Source organism: Vibrio sp. 10N.286.55.E10, from assembly GCF_002872555.1.
Classification (GTDB): Bacteria; Pseudomonadota; Gammaproteobacteria; order Enterobacterales; family Vibrionaceae; genus Vibrio; species Vibrio crassostreae.
Window position 1 is genome coordinate 415,559 of sequence record NZ_MCSD01000035.1, and the last position, 21,100, is coordinate 436,658.

General features: G+C 45.0%; 15 protein-coding genes. 4 read left to right on the forward strand and 11 right to left on the reverse strand.

All coding sequences use genetic code 11. The annotated features are described in order from the left end of the window. Positions 1-509 precede the first annotated feature (509 nt). The 5 genes from BCV39_RS18290 to malT all read right to left on the reverse strand — a co-directional run bounded on the left by BCV39_RS18290 (position 510) and on the right by malT (position 6,468). Positions 510-968 (reverse strand): copper chaperone PCu(A)C, encoded by a 459-nt coding sequence (locus BCV39_RS18290; RefSeq protein ID WP_048661007.1) that lies wholly within the window; start codon positions 966-968, stop codon positions 510-512. 85 nt (positions 969-1,053) lie between these two features. Then, positions 1,054-1,650, reverse strand: a complete 597-nt coding sequence (locus tag BCV39_RS18295; RefSeq protein ID WP_102432067.1) for an SCO family protein — start codon at positions 1,648-1,650, stop codon at positions 1,054-1,056. Then, on the reverse strand, positions 1,647-2,087 hold the full coding sequence (locus BCV39_RS18300) for a hypothetical protein (RefSeq protein WP_048661009.1): 441 nt from the start codon (positions 2,085-2,087) through the stop codon (positions 1,647-1,649). Before BCV39_RS18300 ends, BCV39_RS18295 begins: the two co-directional genes overlap by 4 nt. Before the next feature lie 196 nt (positions 2,088-2,283). Then, positions 2,284-3,204, reverse strand: a complete 921-nt coding sequence (locus tag BCV39_RS18305) for a DUF368 domain-containing protein (protein ID WP_048662439.1) — start codon at positions 3,202-3,204, stop codon at positions 2,284-2,286. Positions 3,205-3,759: 555 nt separating this feature from the next. After that, complete coding sequence (gene malT, locus BCV39_RS18310) at positions 3,760-6,468, reverse strand: HTH-type transcriptional regulator MalT (protein ID WP_102432068.1); 2,709 nt, start codon at positions 6,466-6,468, stop codon at positions 3,760-3,762. A 567-nt stretch (positions 6,469-7,035) separates the two neighbouring features. Here malT and BCV39_RS18315 point away from each other — a divergent pair. From BCV39_RS18315 to glgB, 3 genes are all read left to right on the forward strand, one after another. Beyond that, positions 7,036-9,489: a glycogen/starch/alpha-glucan phosphorylase gene (locus BCV39_RS18315; RefSeq protein WP_102432069.1), complete on the forward strand. Its 2,454-nt coding sequence runs from the start codon at positions 7,036-7,038 to the stop codon at positions 9,487-9,489. 175 nt (positions 9,490-9,664) lie between these two features. After that, a complete protein-coding gene (gene malQ, locus BCV39_RS18320; protein WP_048661012.1) occupies positions 9,665-11,845 on the forward strand; it encodes a 4-alpha-glucanotransferase in 2,181 nt (726 codons plus the stop codon). Positions 11,846-12,020: 175 nt separating this feature from the next. Further along, entirely contained in the window at positions 12,021-14,201 is a 2,181-nt protein-coding gene (gene glgB / locus BCV39_RS18325; protein WP_102432070.1) for a 1,4-alpha-glucan branching protein GlgB, read from the forward strand. 62 nt (positions 14,202-14,263) lie between these two features. Here the strand turns inward: glgB and BCV39_RS18330 are convergent, their stop codons facing one another. From BCV39_RS18330 to BCV39_RS18355, 6 genes are all read right to left on the reverse strand, one after another. Beyond that, on the reverse strand, positions 14,264-14,740 hold the full coding sequence (locus BCV39_RS18330; RefSeq protein ID WP_102432071.1) for a TetR/AcrR family transcriptional regulator: 477 nt from the start codon (positions 14,738-14,740) through the stop codon (positions 14,264-14,266). Positions 14,741-14,962: 222 nt separating this feature from the next. Then, positions 14,963-15,802 (reverse strand): energy-coupling factor transporter transmembrane component T, encoded by an 840-nt coding sequence (locus tag BCV39_RS18335; protein ID WP_055319657.1) that lies wholly within the window; start codon positions 15,800-15,802, stop codon positions 14,963-14,965. Beyond that, on the reverse strand, positions 15,799-17,493 hold the full coding sequence (locus BCV39_RS18340; protein WP_102432072.1) for an ABC transporter ATP-binding protein: 1,695 nt from the start codon (positions 17,491-17,493) through the stop codon (positions 15,799-15,801). The genes BCV39_RS18335 and BCV39_RS18340 overlap by 4 nt, the downstream gene beginning before the upstream one ends. Before the next feature lie 6 nt (positions 17,494-17,499). Next, a complete protein-coding gene (locus tag BCV39_RS18345; RefSeq protein ID WP_004732085.1) occupies positions 17,500-18,048 on the reverse strand; it encodes an ECF-type riboflavin transporter substrate-binding protein in 549 nt (182 codons plus the stop codon). 303 nt (positions 18,049-18,351) lie between these two features. Continuing rightward, the gene (locus tag BCV39_RS18350; RefSeq protein ID WP_057623594.1) at positions 18,352-19,482 is read right to left on the reverse strand and encodes an HlyD family secretion protein; all 1,131 of its coding nucleotides are present in this window, start codon (positions 19,480-19,482) and stop codon (positions 18,352-18,354) included. Beyond that, positions 19,482-19,877 carry a DUF3302 domain-containing protein gene (locus BCV39_RS18355; protein WP_102432073.1) on the reverse strand — a complete coding sequence of 132 codons (396 nt, stop codon included), beginning with the start codon at positions 19,875-19,877 and terminating at the stop codon, positions 19,482-19,484. Before BCV39_RS18355 ends, BCV39_RS18350 begins: the two co-directional genes overlap by 1 nt. A 280-nt stretch (positions 19,878-20,157) precedes the next feature. Here BCV39_RS18355 and BCV39_RS18360 point away from each other — a divergent pair, with 280 nt between their 5' ends. Continuing rightward, the gene (locus BCV39_RS18360) at positions 20,158-21,060 is read left to right on the forward strand and encodes a DMT family transporter (RefSeq protein ID WP_102432074.1); all 903 of its coding nucleotides are present in this window, start codon (positions 20,158-20,160) and stop codon (positions 21,058-21,060) included. The last annotated feature ends 40 nt before the right edge of the window (positions 21,061-21,100 follow it).

Here is a 21,100-nt window from a genome sequence, read left to right on the forward strand (position 1 = left end):
GTGCGAGCTTTCTTTTCTTGTGAGAGTATTAAAGTCTTATCAGTGCATTAAAGTCTTATGAGAGCATTAACATCTTGTGAGATCTCAGGTTATTGACGAGATCAACAAGTGTTGATGAAACCAAAAAGCGTTGATGAGTTCAAAAGCGTCGAGACGTCAAAAATGTTTTGAGCTTGGGTCGAATTCAAATAGATAGGACCCCGGATTTAGTCATGCGTTATTGAGCATGCAGGTATCGATCACTTATAGATCAATAGTAAACCGGGTAAAAGTGTGCGGTAGCCAGTAGATGGCTTGATGTTGGTCGTTCTAGATAAAAGTTTGCTTAACCAAACAAATTAACGCGTTACTTTTACTGCCAGTTTTAGTGTTTTCATTACAATCATCTTCTATTCTCCTTGGTTACTAATGTGTTCAGGCTTTGAATAAAAAGCGAGTTCAGTTTAGCAAAAAGCCACGATGGCGAGAAGTCATCGTGGCTTAATTTAGTTCATTGATTGTGAATCCGATTAGTGATGATCGTGATTCATCTTTTTCATGCCGCTCATTACTTTCTTAACTGGCGCTTCAAAGGTTTGCGTTTCACCGTTAGCGAAAGTCAGAGTCATCTCGATTTGCTCACCTTCTTTTAGACCATCTTTTAGGTCGAATAACATAATGTGCAGGCTGCCAGGCTTAAGTACCGCTTCACCATTCGCAGGGATTGTGATCTGTTGAACTTGGCGCATCTTCATTACGTCGCCATCAACGATAACATCATGAAGCTCTACCTTGCCTGCTGCGGGTGTAGTTGCAGAAACAATAGCGCGATCTTTATCGCTGTGGTTCATCAGGGTCGTGAATACTGCGCTGTTCACTGCTGAAGGTGGTGTCGCACGAGCGTACGCGTCATGAACCATGATGTCGCTTTTTGCATGAGCAAGAGGAGTGAGCAATAAGCCTGCTAGAGCAAGTGCTTTTAACTTCATGTTGTTGTCCTTATTGTTTTATGTTTTGGTCTGGGACCTGACTTTATGTTTGAACTTTATTCGTTAAGTTCTTTGTTTTTACGTTTTACTGCGTCAGCTTGTTGATAGCTTCAACAATTGGCGCAGGCGTCAACGTGTGCGGTACTTTAGTAATTAAGGTACCGTTGGGCTTTAAAAAGTAGAAATATGAGCTGTGGTCAAGTGTGTACTCCAGCTCTGAACCTTCAAGCTGTGTCTTTCTGAAAATAACACCGTATTTATGTGCCAAATTAGTGGTTACATCCAGTGGACCACTCATACCTTCAATCATTGGGTTGAAGTACTGCGCGTATTCGTATGCAGCTTCCGCGGCATCGCGCTCAGGGTCAAGAGAGACAAACATTGGGCGAATCTTCGCTTTTGCTTCATCTGACACTTGGTTAAGTGCTCCAGCTAGCATCGCTAATGACGTTGGGCAAACGTCAGGACAGCGTGTGAAGCCAAAGTAAACGATACGAATTCTGTCGTCGGTTTCGTCAAAGAGTTTTATTGGTTGGTTGTCTTTTCCAAAAAGCGTTGTTGCCGAGAATTCTTGCTTTGCAGCGTGCTGTTCTTGAGCTTCGTTTTGCCCATCAAGGTAGCTTTTGACACCAAAGCCAAGTACAAACGCTACCACTAATGCTAACGACCAATTCTTACTCATCTTGCCATCCTTATTGCAGGGTTTACGGTTTCAACACCATCGGTGAGTTCGCCAAGCCAAGTCATTTTATCCATGGTACACACAGGTAAAATTACATCACCTTCATAGGTATTGTTACCAATATTCTTTAATTGAAAACGTGCTGAGCCCATTTCCATTTCTAAGCCAGTGAGTGACAGCATTAATGTTTCAGATGCTGCGCCTTCCCAAACGACTTTGATTTTAGTCGGAACCAGAGGCTGTGCCGTCTCATGTTCAAGCGTCATAGCAACGGTGTCTTGCTCACACGATGTTGTTGAAAGCATGCAGTAGTCATCTAAGTTGACGTCAGGAGAGTGGCTCTCTACTACCGTTTTAAATTGCTCAACTGCCTGTGGTCCATAAAAGCCAGCGACCAGAGCAATACCAAGCGCAGCAACCTTTAATGCTGGATGCATGTCGTGTTCCAATTTGATTTTATAAGAACGGCGATGGTATCACACCACTCAATACGTGCTTGTATCAAAAAGCAATTTTGTGCGTAGGTAGATATAAAAAAGCGAAGCCAGTAGCTTCGCTTTGATTCAATTTACAAGGTGCATCGCTATCTAAGCTCGGCACCCTACATGCTAACTTGTGCACGATTGTTAGAGATTAGTCAGCATTGCGCTCAGCAAACTTTTCTAACCCCAGCACTAGCGCGATGGCCACCAACATCATGATCACCGATAAAGTGAGTTGAGAAGGTTGAGAAGTTACCGCTTCGAAATTGAACGGAGATAGGTTCTCTTGAATCAGCGGTACTTGCTCACCTTTCGAGTTGATGCGCCAGCTGATGGTCTCTTTCCACGGCCAGATTTTAGGCAGCGTACCGATCATCAAGCCTGTTAAGAATACTAATGTGAAATCGCGGAATGAGCGCAGTAGCCAAGAGAGTACGTGTGAGAAAGTCAGTAGACCAATCACACAGCCACCTAGGAATAGGGCAAGTACATCGATTTGAAACGATTTAACAGCGCCAAGTACCGGGCCATACATGCCAATCAGTAACAGAATAAAGCTGCCTGAAATACCCGGTAAAATCATCGCGCAGATCGCAATCGCACCCGCAATCAAGATGTTGATGCTGGTTGGTTCCATCTGCAATGGCTTAAGCACGGTAATGCTATAAGCGAAGGCAACACCAAGCAGTAAAAAGACGAATCGAATCATATCGCGCTTTTCTACTTGCTTAAGAATATGGAAAACCGACACCAAGATCAGACCAAAGAAGAAAGACCATAGTGGAACAGGGTGCATGACTAATAACCAAGAAATCAGTTTGGCGAATGTTGCAATGCTGGTGAACACGCCCGCGAACAGTGAAATCAGGAAGAAACCGTTGATGTGGTTAAACGCAGCTTTGAAGCCTTCGCGTTTCCATAAGCCAAGTACACTAGGGTTAATTCTGCGAATGCTTTCTAGCAACGTATCGTAGATACCGGTGATGAATGCGATGGTTCCGCCCGACACGCCAGGGACAACATCGGCAGCGCCCATTGCCATGCCTTTGAAAAAAGTACTTAAGTAGTTCATTGCTTCATAGAGTTGAGGATGATTTTGTGCAGTATACAAACTTTAGTGTAAAAAAAGTATGAATATGCTACTGGGTCGATGCTTTTATTACCTCTTTAATTGTAAGGTAATAAGTTGAAGTGAACTTTGGTCTAATATTTAAAATACAACCACTTAGTGATTTGTCATTAAGAGTATCGATGAAACTGGTCTCTTATCGATATTGCATCTTGGTTGCATTATGCAAATGCACTTTGCAATTCGCATGTGAAAATCGCGGTTTTTATGCGATGCAGGGCTTATAAAACGCTAAATTAAAGTTGGCACGCTAACTGCATAGTATTAGTTGACCCTTCTTAAGCCGAGGGTCACCTAGCCAACTGACGTTGTTAGTGAACTTATGATTTGTTCACAAATATATAGAGCCAATCGCGATTATTGCGGTTGGCTATTTTTTTGCCTGTTGTTTGGCGATCTCTAGTTTTTATCGGTGACTTCCCATTCTCCAAGCGAAAAAAAAGCCAGCCACCATCGGTGACTAGCTTATGTTTTTCTCGAATCAATCTCGAACCCGTTTTAGTACCCCATCAACTGCAGCAAGTTCTCTGCTGTGCTTATCGCTTCTTTACGGTTAGCAATGTTGAGCTTTTGGTACAGATTACGGATGTGAGTCTTGATAGTGGTGCCTGCTACATCAAGCTCTTGAGCGATTTGCTCGTTACTGAAGCCGGAATAGATCAAGCCAAGTACTTGCCATTCACGCTGGGTGAGTGGGCTGGTACGCACCAGCTCAGGAATGTTCGGGTGATTAACCAGATTCTCTACAAAGTCTTCATCGAAGTGAACCGAGCGACTGCGTTGAGTTGTCGAGATATCTTTCATGATTTGTTGTGCTCGGTGACGTTCTAAATCACCCAAGCCTGGCTTGTTGCTCAACTTATCCAAGATATGCCCGATAGTACCACCGTCGACCAGGAAGTTACCGACCATACCAGTTTGGTTGGTCATGTGTAGGGCTTCTTCTAATAATACACGCGCACTGTCTTCATCGTTGATCTGGGTGCGTAATACCGCTTCAACGATCAAGTTTCTGTTGGTATCAGTAATCAGATGCGAACGCTGAGCTTCACTCTTTAAGAACGCCAAAGCTTCTTCTGCTTCTTCGTATTGCTCAAGGATGATGTGAGCACGCACGATGTTACGCCATTGAAGCTGACAGAAGTGGTTGCTTGCTGATTCAGGGTGAACAGCAACGCTCAACCAGTCACGGATTGCGTCTTTGTCGCCTTTCACTTGCCAGAATAAGATCAGAGACAGCGAGGCATTCGCAGTCCAATCTACGTGGTAAGTTGATTGACGTAACAAGTGCTGAATTTGGTCGATAAATTTCGACGCTTTATCTATCTCGCCGCGGCTCAATGAAATACGAGCCAACATAGAGTAGCTGTGCAGGTGTTTACTTGGAGAGTGGTGACCAAGGATATCTAACCCTTTGTAGCAACACTCTTCCGCTTCATCTAGTCGGTTCCAACACCAGAAGATCTGGGCGCGAACACGCAGCAAGAACTCATGCAAAGGCACGTATTGAAGCTGGTGCTCTTCAATCAATTTGAATGCACTGTCTTGTAGCTCAAATGCAGCTTGAACATAACCTTGAGCAATCAAGATTTCGCTTTGTTGCAGAATCGCCCACAGAGCCTGATGGTAAACCTGATACTGACGTGCCAGTTTTTCTGTTTGTTGCATCATCGGTAGCGCACGACTGAGGTTACCCATTACGTGATTCACTTCGCCAACAACCGAGGTTGCAACAATACGGCTACGATAAACAGTGGTGTTCAGTTGGCTCAACGAAAGCTCAGCCAGTTCTAACGCTTTTTCAGGTTCATTGCTGTTGATGGCAACTTGGGCGCGCAAGGCGTTGTATTGACCTTGCTGCTGAGTATCGAGTTCAATGTTTCGAGCTTGATATTGAGTCTCTGCCTCTTCCAACAAAGTACCCACTTGGTCATAACGGTGCTGACTTTGTGCAAGCCACGCGCGCAACATGGACAGTTTAGGCTCACTGTAAAGTTGATCCGTGGTTAGTTGCTTGATCGCCATCTCTAAAGATGACAGCTCACCTTGGTTGAACATCGGCCAACCGTGTTCAGTCAGGATTTGAATGATCAGTTCTGGATCTTCAGCGCGCTGTGCGTGGCGTAGTGCTTGGTGTGGTGTGTTTTGCTTGATCCACGCTTTTGCCGCACTTCGATGCAGTTCTGCTTCCTGTTGAGGGATTCGAGCTTGACGCTCATGTGCGAGGAATTCACCAAATAAGTTATGGAAGCGATACCAGTTCTTTTCGCCCTCAAGTGGGTAGATGAACAAACCAAAACGGTTGAGTGATTCGATCATACCTAACGCATCTTCGCGCTGTGTAAGTGCACAAACAAGCTCATCGTTGAAGTGATCAAGCAAAGAACATTGCATCAAGAATCGTCGGGTTTCTTTATCTAGCAGGTCGAATACTTCTTCAACCAAGTAGTCCCAAAGGTGGGCGTGGTTAAAGTGAGAAAACGACTCTGCGGATTGTGCAAGGGTGCGTTTTTGGTGCTGTGCTTGCAGCGCGATAAGTTGCAGAGCAGAAGGCCAACCCTCTACATAGTTACAGATACTGTCTGCGGTGATGTCATCAATGCCATCAGCAACACGTTGGTTGAAAAAACGTGTGGTTTCTTCGGTATCAAACGCCAACGAGTCATTACCCAATTCGATCATTAAATCACGAACGCGCAGGTTTGCTGTACCAAGTGGTGGTGTACCACGACTGGTTACAACTAGCGTTAGGTTGTCGGGCATGTGTTTAAGGAAGAAGCGCATTGCTTCGTGGATGTCGTCATTGTTGACCAAATGATAGTCATCCAACACTAGAAAACATTCGTGATGGAATTCCGACATTTCGGCGAACACTTCACTCAATAAAGAATGCAGCGATGAAAATTGTCGTTTTTCTGCTAGTTTTTGGGCATTCGGGCAGGCATTTTGAGTCGCTTTATTAAGCGATTGAAGTAGGTAGTTGATAAAGCGGAAGGCATCGTTGTCACTATCATCAATGCTGTACCAACCCACATTGGGTTTATCTACCAACCATTGTGCAGCCATGGTGGTTTTGCCGTAGCCCGCTGGAGAGCGGAACAACACAAGCTTATAGCAATCTGCGTTCTGAAGCAGATCGAGAACCCTAGGTCGTAGGATTGCATTATGTAAGCGGCCGGGACGAGTTAGTTTCGATGGGATCCACATGTCGAAGTTTTTCACCTATTCCGTGGCTATGTTCAGAATTATCCCAATCTATCGTTGAGTGCAATCCAATGACATTAGCCTAATTACTTAAGTCTTCGCTCATATTACGTGAAGCAAAACGGCACCGACTATGATCCTCCTCAGAAACCTTGCGCTTCTGCATGTTTTTGGGTGTCTACGCCCTTTATTTGAGACTTTGCTCACGTTGTTGGTTGGTTCGTGAATGTGACTTTGTTCTTCCCTACACGGGAATCTATGCAAAGGATGAGAGCTAGAAATTATTTTCGTGATCTGAAACTCAGATTTGATAATGACTGTAATCCGGTTAAATAAAAGTCACATCAATTGAAGTTAAGTTATCGAACGGGAGCTTGTGATCTTAGTCACTCCAACTTTTTGTTCGAAGTCAGAACATGAGAGTCAGATCACTAACCCTAAGTCGGTACGCCCCCTACGCCCTCCCATCTACTCCTAGTCAGTCGCGTTAGCGGGAGGATGTTTAGTTTATGGTGACCATGCACGATATGTCACAGATGAATTAGAACTATTAAAAGCGAGATTTCTGAAATGAAACCAACTCAGCAAAAAACTTTCGATAAAGTGTCGTTCCAAGAAAGCGTTAAGAAGCATTTATCTGCAACCTACGCAACAACGATTGAAAACGCGGATAGCCGCGCATGGTACCTAGCAATGGGTCGCGCATTAGCAGAACTCACAACATTCGACCTGCTAGAAACTGAAAACGATGAAAAAATTAAGAACGCGAAAAGCGTTAACTACCTTTCATTAGAGTTTTTGATTGGCCGTCTGACAGGTAACAACCTGATCAGCATGGGTCTATACGAACAGATCACTCATGCAATGGAAGAGCTAGGTCAAAACCTAACTGACCTTCTAGAAGAAGAACGCGACCCATCACTAGGTAATGGTGGTCTTGGTCGTCTAGCTGCTTGTTTCATGGATTCTTGTGCTGCTCAAGAATACCCAACAGTAGGCTACGGTCTTCACTACGAGTACGGTCTATTCAAACAATCTTTCCAAGACGGCCGCCAACAAGAAGCACCTGACGCGTGGCGCGGTGTTGAAGGGTACCCATGGGAAGTGGCTCGTCCAGAACTAGCACAACACATTGGTTTTTACGGTCATGTAGACGTTGAATTCATCGACGGTAAAGAAGTACGTACTTGGGTTCCAGGTATGGAAGTAAAAGCAATGCCTTGGGATCTACCTATCGTAGGTTACGAGTCAAACACGGTTTACCCGCTGCGTCTTTGGGAATGTCAGGCAATTGCACCATTCTCACTAGCAAGCTTTAACAACGGTGATTACTTCGAAGCGCAACACTCGCTAATCGATGCAGGTAACATCACGAAAGTTCTTTACCCGAACGACAACCACGAGAAAGGTAAGACTCTGCGTCTAATGCAGCAGTACTTCCACTCAGCAGCGTCTGTTCGCGATATTCTACGTCGTCACGAAGCAGCAGGTTTCTCTCTAGAAGAGCTGCCTAAGCAAGAAACGATTCAGCTTAATGATACGCACCCAACAATTGCGATTCCTGAGCTAATGCGCATCTTGATTGACGAGAAAGGCCTATCTTGGGATCAAGCATGGGAAATCAGCGCTCATACGTTCGCTTACACGAACCACACACTACTTCCTGAAGCTCTAGAGACTTGGTCTGAATCATTGATCAACCGTCTTCTTCCACGTCACATGGAAATCATTTTTGAAATCAACCACCGTTTCATGCAAGAAGTTCGCAAGATGTGGCCTGGTGACGGTGAGAAGCAAGCGAAGCTTTCTATCATCCAAGAAGGTTTCCACCGCATGGTTCGCATGGCAAACCTATGTGTGATTGGCTCTTACAAAGTAAACGGTGTAGCTGCGCTTCACTCACAACTGGTTAAGAAAGACTTGTTCCCTGAGTTTAACGAAATCTTCCCAGGTAAACTGACTAACGTAACGAACGGCATCACGCCACGTCGTTGGTTGAAGTTCTGTAACCCAGGCCTATCTAATCTAATCACAGGTAAGATTGGCTCTGAGTGGCCAGCAAAACTTGAGCAGCTTGAAGGCATCGCTCAGTTCGCAACAGACGCGAAATTCCAAAAAGAATTCATGGCTGTTAAGAAAGAAAACAAACAGCGTCTTGCTGATTGGGTTCAAGAGAACATGGGTATCGAGCTAGATACTAACGCTATCTTTGATGTTCAAATCAAACGTCTTCACGAATACAAGCGTCAGCACCTAGATTTGCTACACATTCTATCTCTGTACCACCGTATTCTTAACGAACCTGGTTTCGAGTGTGAGCCACGCGTATGTTTCTTCGCAGCGAAAGCAGCTCCGGGTTACCACCTAGCGAAAGAGATCATCTTCGCGGTTAACAAGATTGCAGAGAAGATCAATAACGACCCTCGCATTGGCAACAAATTGAAAGTGGTATTCATTCCTGACTACCGTGTAAGCATGGCTGAAATCATCATCCCTGCAGCAGACGTTTCTCAGCAAATCTCACTAGCTGGTAAAGAAGCATCAGGTACGGGCAACATGAAGATGGCTCTAAACGGCGCGCTAACTATCGGTACGATGGATGGTGCGAACGTTGAGATTCGTGAAGAAGTGGGCGATGAAAACATCTACATCTTCGGCCTAGACGTTGACGGTGTTCAAGCACTGAAAGCTCAGGGCTACAACCCATACGACTACTACAATGCAGACCCACTACTGAAAGCATCTCTAGACCTTCTGACTGGCGATGAGTTTACACCGGGTCAACCAGGCCTTCTACGTGCAACGTTTGATAGCCTGCTAGACGGTGGTGACCCTTACCTATGTCTTGCTGACTTCGCATCTTACGTGAAAGCGCACGAAGACATGGGTACGCAATACAAAGACCAAGCAGGTTGGGCTAAGAAAGCGATTCTTAACACCGCATTGGTTGGTAAGTTCACATCAGACCGCTCTATCCGCGACTACGTGAACAACATCTGGAAACTTGAAGCGGTTAACCGTTAATACTTCCAAAGTAGCCAAGGCAGTTTCTGCCTTGGCTCAATTAGCTTGTGAGCAAACAGATGGCTTATCCGATAGCAATGCTTACAAACTGATTGTCACAAGCTAATTGATTAGTAAGAAATTAAATTAACAACCCTACAAAATAGAAAGCGTCAGAACGTTTTCGGAGAGAGCGATGAAAGAACAGACCGTATTAAAACAAGTCGCAGAAATGGCAAACATTGCCGACAGTTACGTTAGTGCGTGGGGCGATGAAGCACAAGTATCAGACGAGACGATTACGTCTCTATTGGCTTCGTTGGGCTACGATACAAGCAGCGATGATGCACTGCTTAAGTCAGCAGAAAGAAAACACAAAAAAGATGTACTAGACCCAGTTCTTGTCTTGCGTGACGGTGAGCCAGTAGAAGTGGCGCTTAATCTAGGTGTAAGTGCTCGTGAAAGTGAGTTCAGCTGGCGCTTAGAAACCGAGCAAGGAGAGGTACTTGAAGGCTATCTTCAATCTCAAGTCGTTCGTGATGAGCGTGCTGAGGGTGGCCCTTTAGTGTTTGCATTGCCAAGTGATTTGGCATGGGGTTATCACAAGCTAATTGTGAGCCGTAAGCGCCGTAAGAAGCCTTACGAGATGACACTGATTATTACGCCAAAAGCGTGTTTCAAGCAGTCACCAATCGAGCAAGGCAAAAAGCTGTGGGGACCAAGTGTTCAACTTTACACACTAAGAACTCAGCACAACTGGGGTATTGGTGATTTCGGTGACCTAAAACAGCTTGTTGCTGATATCGCTTCTCGCGGCGGTGATTTCGTTGGTCTAAACCCAATCCACTCATTGTTCCCTGCGAACCCTGAAGGCGCGAGCCCATACAGCCCGTCTTCTCGTCGCTGGTTGAACATCCTATACATTGATGTGAGTTCAGTACCTGAATTCGCACTAAGTGCAGAAGCACAACAAACGGTAGGCAGCGCAGAGTTCCAGCAGCGTCTACAAAAAGCGCGTGAAGCACACTGGGTAAACTACACTGAAGTGTCTGAGCTGAAGATGAGCATCTTGCCTTTGCTATTTGCAGAGTTTAAGACTCGTCATTTAGACAAGAACAGCGACCGTGCACAAGCGTTCTTAGCCTTCGTAGAAGAGGGGGGCGACAGCCTAATGCATCAAGCCGCGTTTGATGCTCTACATGGTGAACTACATGCTGAAGATTCTGGCATGTGGGGATGGCCGGTATTCCCTGAGAAGTACCGTACATTCGACAGCCCAGCGACACAGAAGTATATCAAAGAGAACCTAGAAAACGTTCATCTGTACATGTACCTACAATGGCTAGCAGATTGCCAGATCAACGATGCACAGTCTCTTGCTGAAGAGAAAGGCATGGCTGTTGGCCTGTACCGTGACTTAGCGGTAGGTGTTGCAGATTCGGGCAGCGAAACTTGGGCTGACGAAGGCAACCTAGTGATGGATGCGAGCATTGGTGCTCCACCTGATATTCTTGGTCCTCTAGGCCAAAACTGGGGCTTACCACCACTGAACCCAGAAGTGCTTCAAGAAACAAGCTACGATGCTTACATCAAGCTACTTCGTGCGAACATGAAACATTGTGGTGCACTGCGTATTGACCACGTTTTAGGTCTACTGCGTTTGTGGTGGATTCCAAAGGGTGAAAACGCAACCAAAGGCGCTTACATCTACTACCCAGTACAAGACATGCTGTCGATTCTTGCGCTCGAATCTCACCGTTACCAATGTAGCGTTATCGGTGAAGATTTAGGCACGGTGCCTGATGAGATTGTAGACATTCTAGCAGATGCTGGCGTGCACTCTTACAAAGTGTTCTTCTTTGAAACATCAGAAGAAGACGGTGGTTTCATCTCACCGAAACACTATGCATCACAATCAATGGCGGCACTGTGTACGCACGATATGCCAACATTACGTGGCTTCTGGCACTGTGATGACTTGAAGATGGGCCAAGAGATTGGTTTATACCCAGATGCAGCACAGCTAGAAACTCTGTTCGATGACCGTCTTGAGTGCAAACAAGGTATCTTAGACTCAGTGGCATGGCATGGTTTCCTACCTGAAGGTGTGGGTCGCGATGCAAGCAAAGTACCGATGGATTCTTACCTTGCTGAAGCTCTTCAACTGCACGTAGCAGCTGGTGGTTCAACACTATTGAGTGTTCAGCTGGAAGATTGGTTAGAGATGGATAAGCCGGTAAACATTCCTGGCACGGTCGATGAGTATCCTAACTGGCGTCGTAAACTATCAATGAACTTGGACGAAATCTTTGCTCATGAAGGCGTTAATCGTATCGCTTCTAAGCTAACTGACGTTCGAGAAAAAGCAGGTAAGTAATGACGTTGAGTGACTTGAAATTAGGTGGTTTTTTGCTTACGCCGTACGAAACTACAACCTCGGTCACTCAATAATGAATGCTCATCTGGTAGAATAAACCGTCGTTATATTGCCCGCACTAATAGCGGGCATTTTTGTATTATATTTTTTGGATGTTTGGTTAGGGAGAAACGTTTTGGAACTAAGTTCGATTTCAAAGCAAAAACAAATATATACCCAACTATCACAGGCTTGCTTCACAGACCCATTTGCGTTTTTAGGTCCATACTTACCTTCTGATCAAGGTGCATTACGTGTATGGATTCCTGGAGCAGATAAAGTCGAGTTGATTGTTGGAAAGGAACCTCGTATTGAGTTATCGCGAGAGGGTGAAAGTGGTTTCATTCTTAAGCAAGAGAGAGATTTGCGTTTCACTCACTATAAGCTTGCGGTTGATTGGGCTGGTGTAGAACAGATCATCGATGATCCGTACCAGTACCACGATCTGTACGCGAGCTACGAAGATCTTCACACACCGAAAGATATGTACCATCACATGGGGGCTCAGTTTATTACGCTAGAGCGTGATGGACAGACGATTGCAGGTACTCGTTTCTTGGTGTATGCACCGCACGCAACAGCGGCAAGCTTGATAGGTAACTTCAACGCTTGGGATGGTCGCCGCCACCCAATGCAACGCTTAGATTACGGTATGTGGGGCCTATTCATTCCTGAACTGGAAGAGGGCGCTCAATACAAGTTTGAATTAAAAGGACCAAATGGCGAAGGCTTACCGCATAAAGCCGACCCATGGGGTTTTTACTCAGAGCAATACCCATCATTTTCTTCTGTGACTTACGATCACGCTCGTTACGAGTGGCAAGATACTAAGTGGCAGAATCGTCCAGTGACACAAAAGCGTAAAGAAGCGCTTTCGTTCTATGAACTGCACGCGGGTTCTTGGAAGCGTAACGCTGAAGGTGAGTTCTTAAATTATCGCGAGCTTGCGGCAGAGCTGATCCCATACCTAACAGATCTTGGCTACACGCACGTTGAGCTAATGCCAGTTTCAGAGCACCCATTCTACGGTTCTTGGGGCTATCAGCCAGTAGGTCTATTTGCACCGACTAGCCGTTTTGGTTCTCCAGATGATTTCAAATACTTCGTCGATCAGTGTCACCAAGCGGGTCTTGGTGTTGTTCTGGATTGGGTTCCTGCTCACTTCCCAAGTGATGATCACGGCCTAGCAAACTTCGACGGTACGCCATTGTTCCATGATCCAGATCCACGTCGTGGTTGGCACCAAGATTGGAACTCGTACATTTACGATTTAGGCAAAGAGCATGTACGTCGCTTCTTAGTTTCTAACGCATTGTACTGGTTCGAGCAATTCCACATTGATGGCATTCGTGTTGATGCAGTCGCTTCGATGCTTTACCTCGATTACTCGCGCAGCCATGATCAATGGATTCCGAACGCAGACGGCGGCAACGAAAACTACGATGCTATCGCTACGCTTAAGTGGATGAACGAAGAAGTATACAAGCACTTCCCGAATGCGATGACAATTGCTGAAGAGTCTACCGCTTTCCCGGGTGTTTCAGCACCGACCTTTATGGGCGGCTTAGGTTTCGGCTTTAAGTGGAACATGGGTTGGATGCACGATAGCTTGTCTTACATCCAAGAAGATCCAATCAACCGTAAATATCACCACGATACGATTACCTTCCCGTTAGTTTACGCTCACAGTGAGAACTACGTATTGTCTCTGTCTCACGATGAGGTGGTTTACGGTAAGGGCTCTATCCACAACAAGATGCCTGGTGATGAATGGCAGCAAACGGCAAACCTTCGTGCTTATATGGGTTACATGTATGCTCAGCCGGGTAAGAAGCTGAATTTCATGGGTGCAGAATTTGGTCAGACGGCCGAATGGAACCATGATGACCAATTGCAATGGTTCTTGTTAGATTATGATCGTCATCAAGGTGTTCAGCGTTTAACGAAAGACCTGAATAATCTGTACCGCTCTGAAGCTGCAATGCACGATCTTGATTTTGACCCGAAAGGCTTTGAGTGGCGTCTACAGGACTCTGCTGAAGCGAGCATTCTTGCACATGAGCGCATCAGTGAATCTGGTGAGCGTGTATTAGTTGTCTCTAACTTTACACCCGTTCCTCACGAGCATTTCCGCTTAGGTGTTCCTGAAAAAGGTGAGTACTCACTACTGTTGAATACAGACTCAACTGATTATGCGGGCAGTGGTTTTGAAGTGAAGCAGACAGCTGAGATTGAATCGGTAGAAAGCGAAGGTCTAGACACTTCGATTGAGCTGCGTTTACCGCCACTTTCAACAATATTCTATAAGTTGAAATAAGCGCTAGCTTAAAATAAGACGGGAGCCGAAAGGCTCCCATTTTTTTGTTGTCAGTTGCTGTTTTACGTTGGAGTTCTACTAAAATTGGTGAGTTGTAGTAGTGAGCGTCCAATGACCACTTCAATGATCGCCCTTGCATCAGCCCCGAACCTTTCAGTCATCTTTTGGCGAAATTCACCATCAACTTGTAAGTTGAACTCTTCTGGAACACAGTTTTGCGATGCATGGAAAAACATTAGTTTGATAGAGTGTCTAAAAGGTTTTTCAGTAAGTGCGCTTTGCCAAGAGCGATAAAACGTCTCCTGATCTGAAAAGTCTAATGACTTCATCATAATAGCTAATACGTGTTCATGTAAGACAGTTCTTACTGCACGTGTTGAAGGATAGTACCCTTGCAACGTAGTTAAACTAATGCCGATTTCTTGAGCAATCCTTGCATAAGTTAGCGCTTCATGTCCTTCTGCTAGAAAAAGATTTAATACGATTTCATCGTAGTTTTTTTGATTTTCTATTTTCTGAGCTTGGGTAATTCGAGCCATTACAAATCTCTATTGAGTGTAACATTCTGTAAACACATATATTAATAGTTTCTTATAGAGATCTCAAAGCCTAGAGGTAATAAAAACGTCAGTTTATCGTCAAAATTCGATAGATATAGATCGTTCGCTTGAATTTCAACCAGCTCTAAGTCCATATAAAAACACCGCTCTATTGAGCGGTGTGTTATCTAAAGTCTTTGTTTATATTGCTAATTCAGAAAGCTAGAACGGATACCAAAATAACTGCGGCTCTAGAATGCGTTTCGCAATGGCTAACACCACGATAAAAGCGATGACACTCAAACAAACAAAGTCGATACGTTTCAAAGGTGCATAGCTATACCAAGTGCGAGATTTATGTCGTCCGAAACCGCGCAGTGTCATCGCATTTGAGATCTCATCTGCTCTATCCAAGCTTGAAAAAATCAATGGCCCTAACACTTTAGCAACATTTTTGATGCGAGTAATGAATGGTGCTTTCTTGGAAAGTTCTACTCCACGAGCCTGTTGAGCGTGCATGATATTGATGAAGTCCTTCTTAACCTCAGGCAAGTAACGCAGGGTTAAACTCACCGCATAAGCAATTTTGTAAGGAACTCCGATACGGTTGAGACTCGCTGCAAACTCAGTTGGATGCGTTGTGAAGACAAAAATCAACGCTATCGGGAACATGCTCATATACTTGAGCGTGACAGTGACTAAGTAAAACAAAGTCTCTTGGCTCAACGAGTAGTTACCCGGTAATGTCAGCAATAAGGTTTCGCTGCCGATGAGCTCTGTACCTTGCTGCGGAGCAAGCAGGTACATGAACAAAGCATTTAGGCTCAGAACACTTGCAGTACCAATCAATAGCGGCTTGTAAACACGAACAGGAACTTGAGTCAGCTTTAATAGATATAAGCCAGTCAGGATCAAAACAACGATGAGTCTAAGATCGAACGTTGTAAGAACAACGGTTACCCAAGCTAAAAACAGTGCAAACTTGGTGATGCCATTGAGAGCGTGTAGCGGTGATTTGGTATCAATGTAATTGATGCCGAATTTTACTTTTGATGCATTCATTGAGCACTTCTCTCGTAGTCGATGAAGTACTGCATAAATGCATTGGTGTCGTCGATTTTCATCATGGTCGCGAGTTCATAAATGCTGGTGGTACAAAGATTTGCGCGTTCTAACAGCGAAGGCTGACTGAATACTTCTGTCATCGCGGTATTGGCAATCAGCTTGCTGTCTGCAATCACGATTGAACGTGTGGTGTACTCTAGAACGAGGTGCATGTCGTGTGAGATGATTACAACAGTAATACCCAAATCACGATTAAGCTTTTGGATGAATGCCAGCATCGATGTGTAGTTACGGTAGTCTTGACCTGCAGTCGGTTCATCCAAGATAAGAAGCTCAGGCTCCAGTACTAAGATAGACGCGATGGTTACACGTTTTTTCTGACCGTAGCTCAGTGCTTCAATCGGCCAGTGGCGGAACTTACTCAGCCCACACAACTCAAGAACATGCTCTACTTTTTCTGTGATCAGCTCTTCTGCAATGTTGCGGTTACGAAGACCAAAAGCAACCTCGTCAAAAATCATATGATGCGAGATCATATGATTTGGGTTCTGCATCACGACACCGACTTTCTGGCTTCTTTCAAAGATAGAAAGTTCAGATAGGTCTTCACCATTTAGATAGGAAGAGCCTGAATCGGCATCGATCACACCCATGATGAGTTTAGTGATGGTTGATTTACCCGAACCGTTTTTGCCCAGAATCGAAACAAACTCACCTTTGCCAATCTTGAAGCTGACATCTTCGAGTGCGTTCTTCTCGCCGTCATAAGAATAAGTCAGACCATGAACTTCGAGTAAAGGTGGGTACTGCTTCTCTGCTACCGGGGCTGGGCGCTCAGCAAACCAAGCTTGAACAGCAGGGCGGAACCTTTTGTAGTCTAAAGCTTTGAGGTTTGACAGCTTGTCTTCGCTGGTTAGTGGGGCTTTCGCCGCCTTAAGCGCCGACAAGTAAAGCGGTTCACGAATACCGTGTGTATCAAGTAATTCAGAAGCCAAGATTTCATCGGGTGTCGTGTCAGCGACGATTTCACCGCGTTCCATTAAGATCACGCGGTCGATATCGCGATGTAGGACATCCTCGAGGCGGTGCTCGATAATCACGATGGTCTTGTTGGTTTCTTTATGCAGCTGGTCGATTATCTCAATCGTTGCCTTACCCGTTTTAGGGTCAAGGCTTGCTAGAGGCTCATCAAACAACAAGATATCAACGTCGTCAACTAAGATGCCCGCTAATGATACTCGCTGCTTTTGACCACCAGAAAGGTCATGAGGTGAACGCTCAAGCATGCCCGCTAGGTCGACCATTTTTGCAGTCGACTTAACTAACGGGTACATATCAATGTTCGACATCAACTGGTTTTCGAGTGCGAAAGCGATATCTTCACCGATACTTAAACCCACAAACTGGCTGTCAGTATCTTGTAATACCGTGCCGACTTGCTCGGTATAATCGTGCATCGAAAACTCAGAGGTATTCTTGCCGTTTATCTCTAAAGAGCCCGTTACCTCACCTTTGATTGCATGAGGTATCAAACCATTGAGACACTGACCTAGGGTAGATTTACCACTACCACTTGGTCCAATAATGACGATTTTCTCTCCTTTCTCTATCCTTAGATTGATATTTTTTAGCGTCGGTTTATCCAGCGACTCATATCTAAAAGAGAAGTTCGAAAATGCTATAGTCATTATCGCTTATGCCTCAGTCAGGTTGCGGCTTTGTTTGTTGCGTTTAGCGACTGATTTTAGGATCAGGAAGCCCACAACAGCGATCAGAACGGTGTTACCCGCTGCGATGATAGACAGTTGAGTGAAGACTTTAGTAAACGGTTCTGCGTATAGGATGGTGTCTAGGAACGCAGAGCAGCCATAGCCTACAACGTTACCTGCAAGGGCCAGTATCACGAACAATACAAAATCTTTCATTGGCAGTTCGCCTTGTTGAAGACGGTTCTTAGTCATCATAGGGAACAAGCCGATAACCATGCCTACTATACCTGAGCCTAAAACCCAAGTTAACCACACGCCCCAACCTGCGAACAGATCCGTAACCCAGTGACCGATAAAGCCAACTAAGAAGCCAACAATTGGGCCGAACAAAACAGAAAATAGTGCTAGGACTGCCATCGCTGGTTTCAATGTCGTGTTCGCAAACACTGGAACACCAAACATAGGTAAACCACCAATGCCGTACAGTGCCGCGCCAATGGCAATAACGACCACTGTTTTAGCTGAAAAGTTCATAGATAACCTCGAATACTGAAAGATAAAGCTGAATAAAGAACGAATATTCGCCATTATTAATATGCGTCTCAATGAGAACGTTTTTTGGGCAAATATAAAAAATAAGGCGCGCATTATACAGTAGAACCCTTCCATAAGGGAAGGTAAGTGTCTAGATGTCTAAAATTCCATCTGAACACTTAAATATCGTGTAAAAAGCGCAATTTTACGGTTAATCAAGCAACAAAAAAGCCAGAGCAGGGTCTGGCTTTTTCATTCGTCTTAACAATGTGTTAAGTGGCTTCGTCGCATATCTACGACCGTTTAGTGGTCTAGGTATAGATAGTTTTGCCAACTCTTCATACGAATAAGCACCTTACGCATGATAGATACGTGAGTGAAGCTGTCAGAATAAACCGAAACCTCAACCGCAGTACCCATAGGTAGATGGTATTCAGATAGGTCATCTGTGATGGTTAACTTAACAAACACGCGACCACTGGTACGCAGAGCATCAGTACCTAGTAAAGCACCTCGAGCTTGGAATTGGCTCTCACCAATCGCAGGCAATACTTCATCAATACGGCCTTTAAACACTTTGCCTGGTAGGGCTCTGAATAAGAACTCAGCTTCGAACCCTGGTTGCAGACGCTGCAATGAGTTTTGTCTAAAAGCAGCGGTGTAGAACTGAGCTTCGGTGTGAACAAATGTCATCACTGGAGCCAGTGGAAGTGGCACGGCCATGACACCTGGGCGAAGGGCAAGTTGCGTCACATAACCATCTGTTGGCGCACGAACGATAGTTTGGTCTAAGTCAAATTGGGCCTTACGTAAATCGGCAAGTAAACCTGCAACGGCTGTGTTCTCGCCACCAATTTCTGAGTTGAGTGCGATTTGAGCTTGTTGTTGATTCGCCTCTGCAACTTTCACTGCAGCTTCTGCACCTTTGTACGCTTGTCGACGAGTATCGAGTTGTTGCTCGGTAAATGCGCCACTTTCGAACCCACGTTTGTATCGAGAGAATTCACGCTGTGCTTTGTCTCTTTCTGCAATTGCTTTTATTTTGGCGGCTTCAGCCTCTCCCACTTGAGACTCTAAGCCTAGAGCGCCTTGGCTCGCTTCTTTGACTTGCGCTTCCAGTTTTGCAACGGCCGCTTCAAAAGGGATAGGGTCGATCTTGAAAAGGATATCGCCTTTCTGAAGAGGCTTATTCGCTTCAACAGGAACTTCAATTACTTTGCCGCGCACACCAGAAACAATCGGTGTTGTTGAGTAAACTTGGTTACCGATTTGCGTAAACGGATGGTTGTAGTTCATCAATAGAATCAAAGTACCTATGAGTACGACCCCACCAAGTACCGCAGTTGGAACCGTCCACTTGTTTAGAGGGATATTGAATACTTTGAAAATCGTAATACAAAGTGCCGCGTAGGTCATTATCAGCAGTAAATCCATTACTTAGCCTCCTGATCTTGAACGTTGGTGGTCTCTTTCTCTGTGCTGTTTTGCACAGTAGCCGTTTGTTTGAGTTGGGCAATTTCGTCCTGAAGTGTGCTCACTTGGTCGATTAGAGAGTCGACACGGTGATGAATGTCGTGTTGTTCTTCTTCAAGCTTAGCGAAGCCCCAGCCACGATCTTTGCGCCACAACGTAGCCCAAATCCAAAGGAACGGCCAAATAGTGTGTAAAGTGAATAGGCTAACCCAGCCTGAGACGTGAATGGCATCTTGATGAGGGTGGTTGCGTTCTTTCGCAATTTCATAGGGAATATCGTGAATAACGATGATGCCGTAAAAGATGACTAATGCTACGAAAATCAGTAGACCGAGTGCAAAGTAGTCTAAAAACATAACAGATCCTTGTAATGTTAGATGTTAAGTTATAAATATACTACGCTATCATCCAAGTAATTGTTATAAAAATGATTTACCAATTTGAAATAATATGTTGTCGCTTCTTATGTGACTCAAAGCATGGATGGATCTTATAAAATTCAATCGTATTTGAAGAAGTTATTTCGGCTTCTTTGTTGGTATTCAAGCTGACATGATGACAGTTCCGATTCAAACGATGCGCATAGCCATAGCCATAGCCATAGTCATAACAACAAAAAATAAAGGACAAACACGGATGTATGTAGGTGAATTGGCGGCCATTGGTGCTGCGATTGTGTGGGCGTGTGCGACATGGATTTATGGACAATTTGGACATCGCTTCTCTGCAATGCAACTGAATATTGTTAAGGGTGTAGTGGCATCTGGGATGATGTTGCTGGTAATGCCTCTTATCCCAATGCCGGATTTTGAGCTTAGTACCAACCATTTTCTGATATTGGCAATTTCAGGTGTAATTGGAATAGCGATCGGAGATAGCGCCTATTTTGCGGCATTGAAAAGAATCGGCGCCAATAAGACTTTACTATTGGAATCTTTGGCACCGCCTCTTTCTGGTGTATTTGCGTTGATGTTCCTTGGCGCTGTATTGACATTGCAAAGCTGGCTCGGTGTCGTGATTACAACACTAGCGGTGACCTTCGTCGTCTTCCAGCCATCAAAATCGGCGAGCGGTGATTCGAATGACAAAGCGGAGTGGGGTGGCATTGGTTATGGGCTTGTGGCGAGTGTTTGTCAGGCATCTGGTGTGGTTATTTCTCATTACGCGTTAGTGGCGGGTGACATTCCACCATTGTTAGGTGCTTTGATTCGCCTGACGATTGGCGTGTTTGCCGTAATGCTGATTATCCCTTTCGTTGAAAAGAAGCCGTATTCATCGATAAAAAGAGATTTATGGGAAATGACCAAGCTCGACAAACTTTGGTTATTAGGGGCGATCTTTGTTGGGACGTTTCTCGCCCTTTGGCTCCAGCAAGTGGCGCTGAAAAATGCTAACCCTGCGGTTGCACAAACGTTGATAGCGACCAGCCCTGTCTTTATTTTGGTTATTTATGCGCTGAAAGGGGAAAAAGTGTCAAAGCAAAGTGTCATCGGCACACTTGTCGCCCTTGCGGGAATTTCTCTGTTCTTTTATCAATAAGGGGCAGGCTTTTAGTTACAGAACTACAGAACTACAGAGC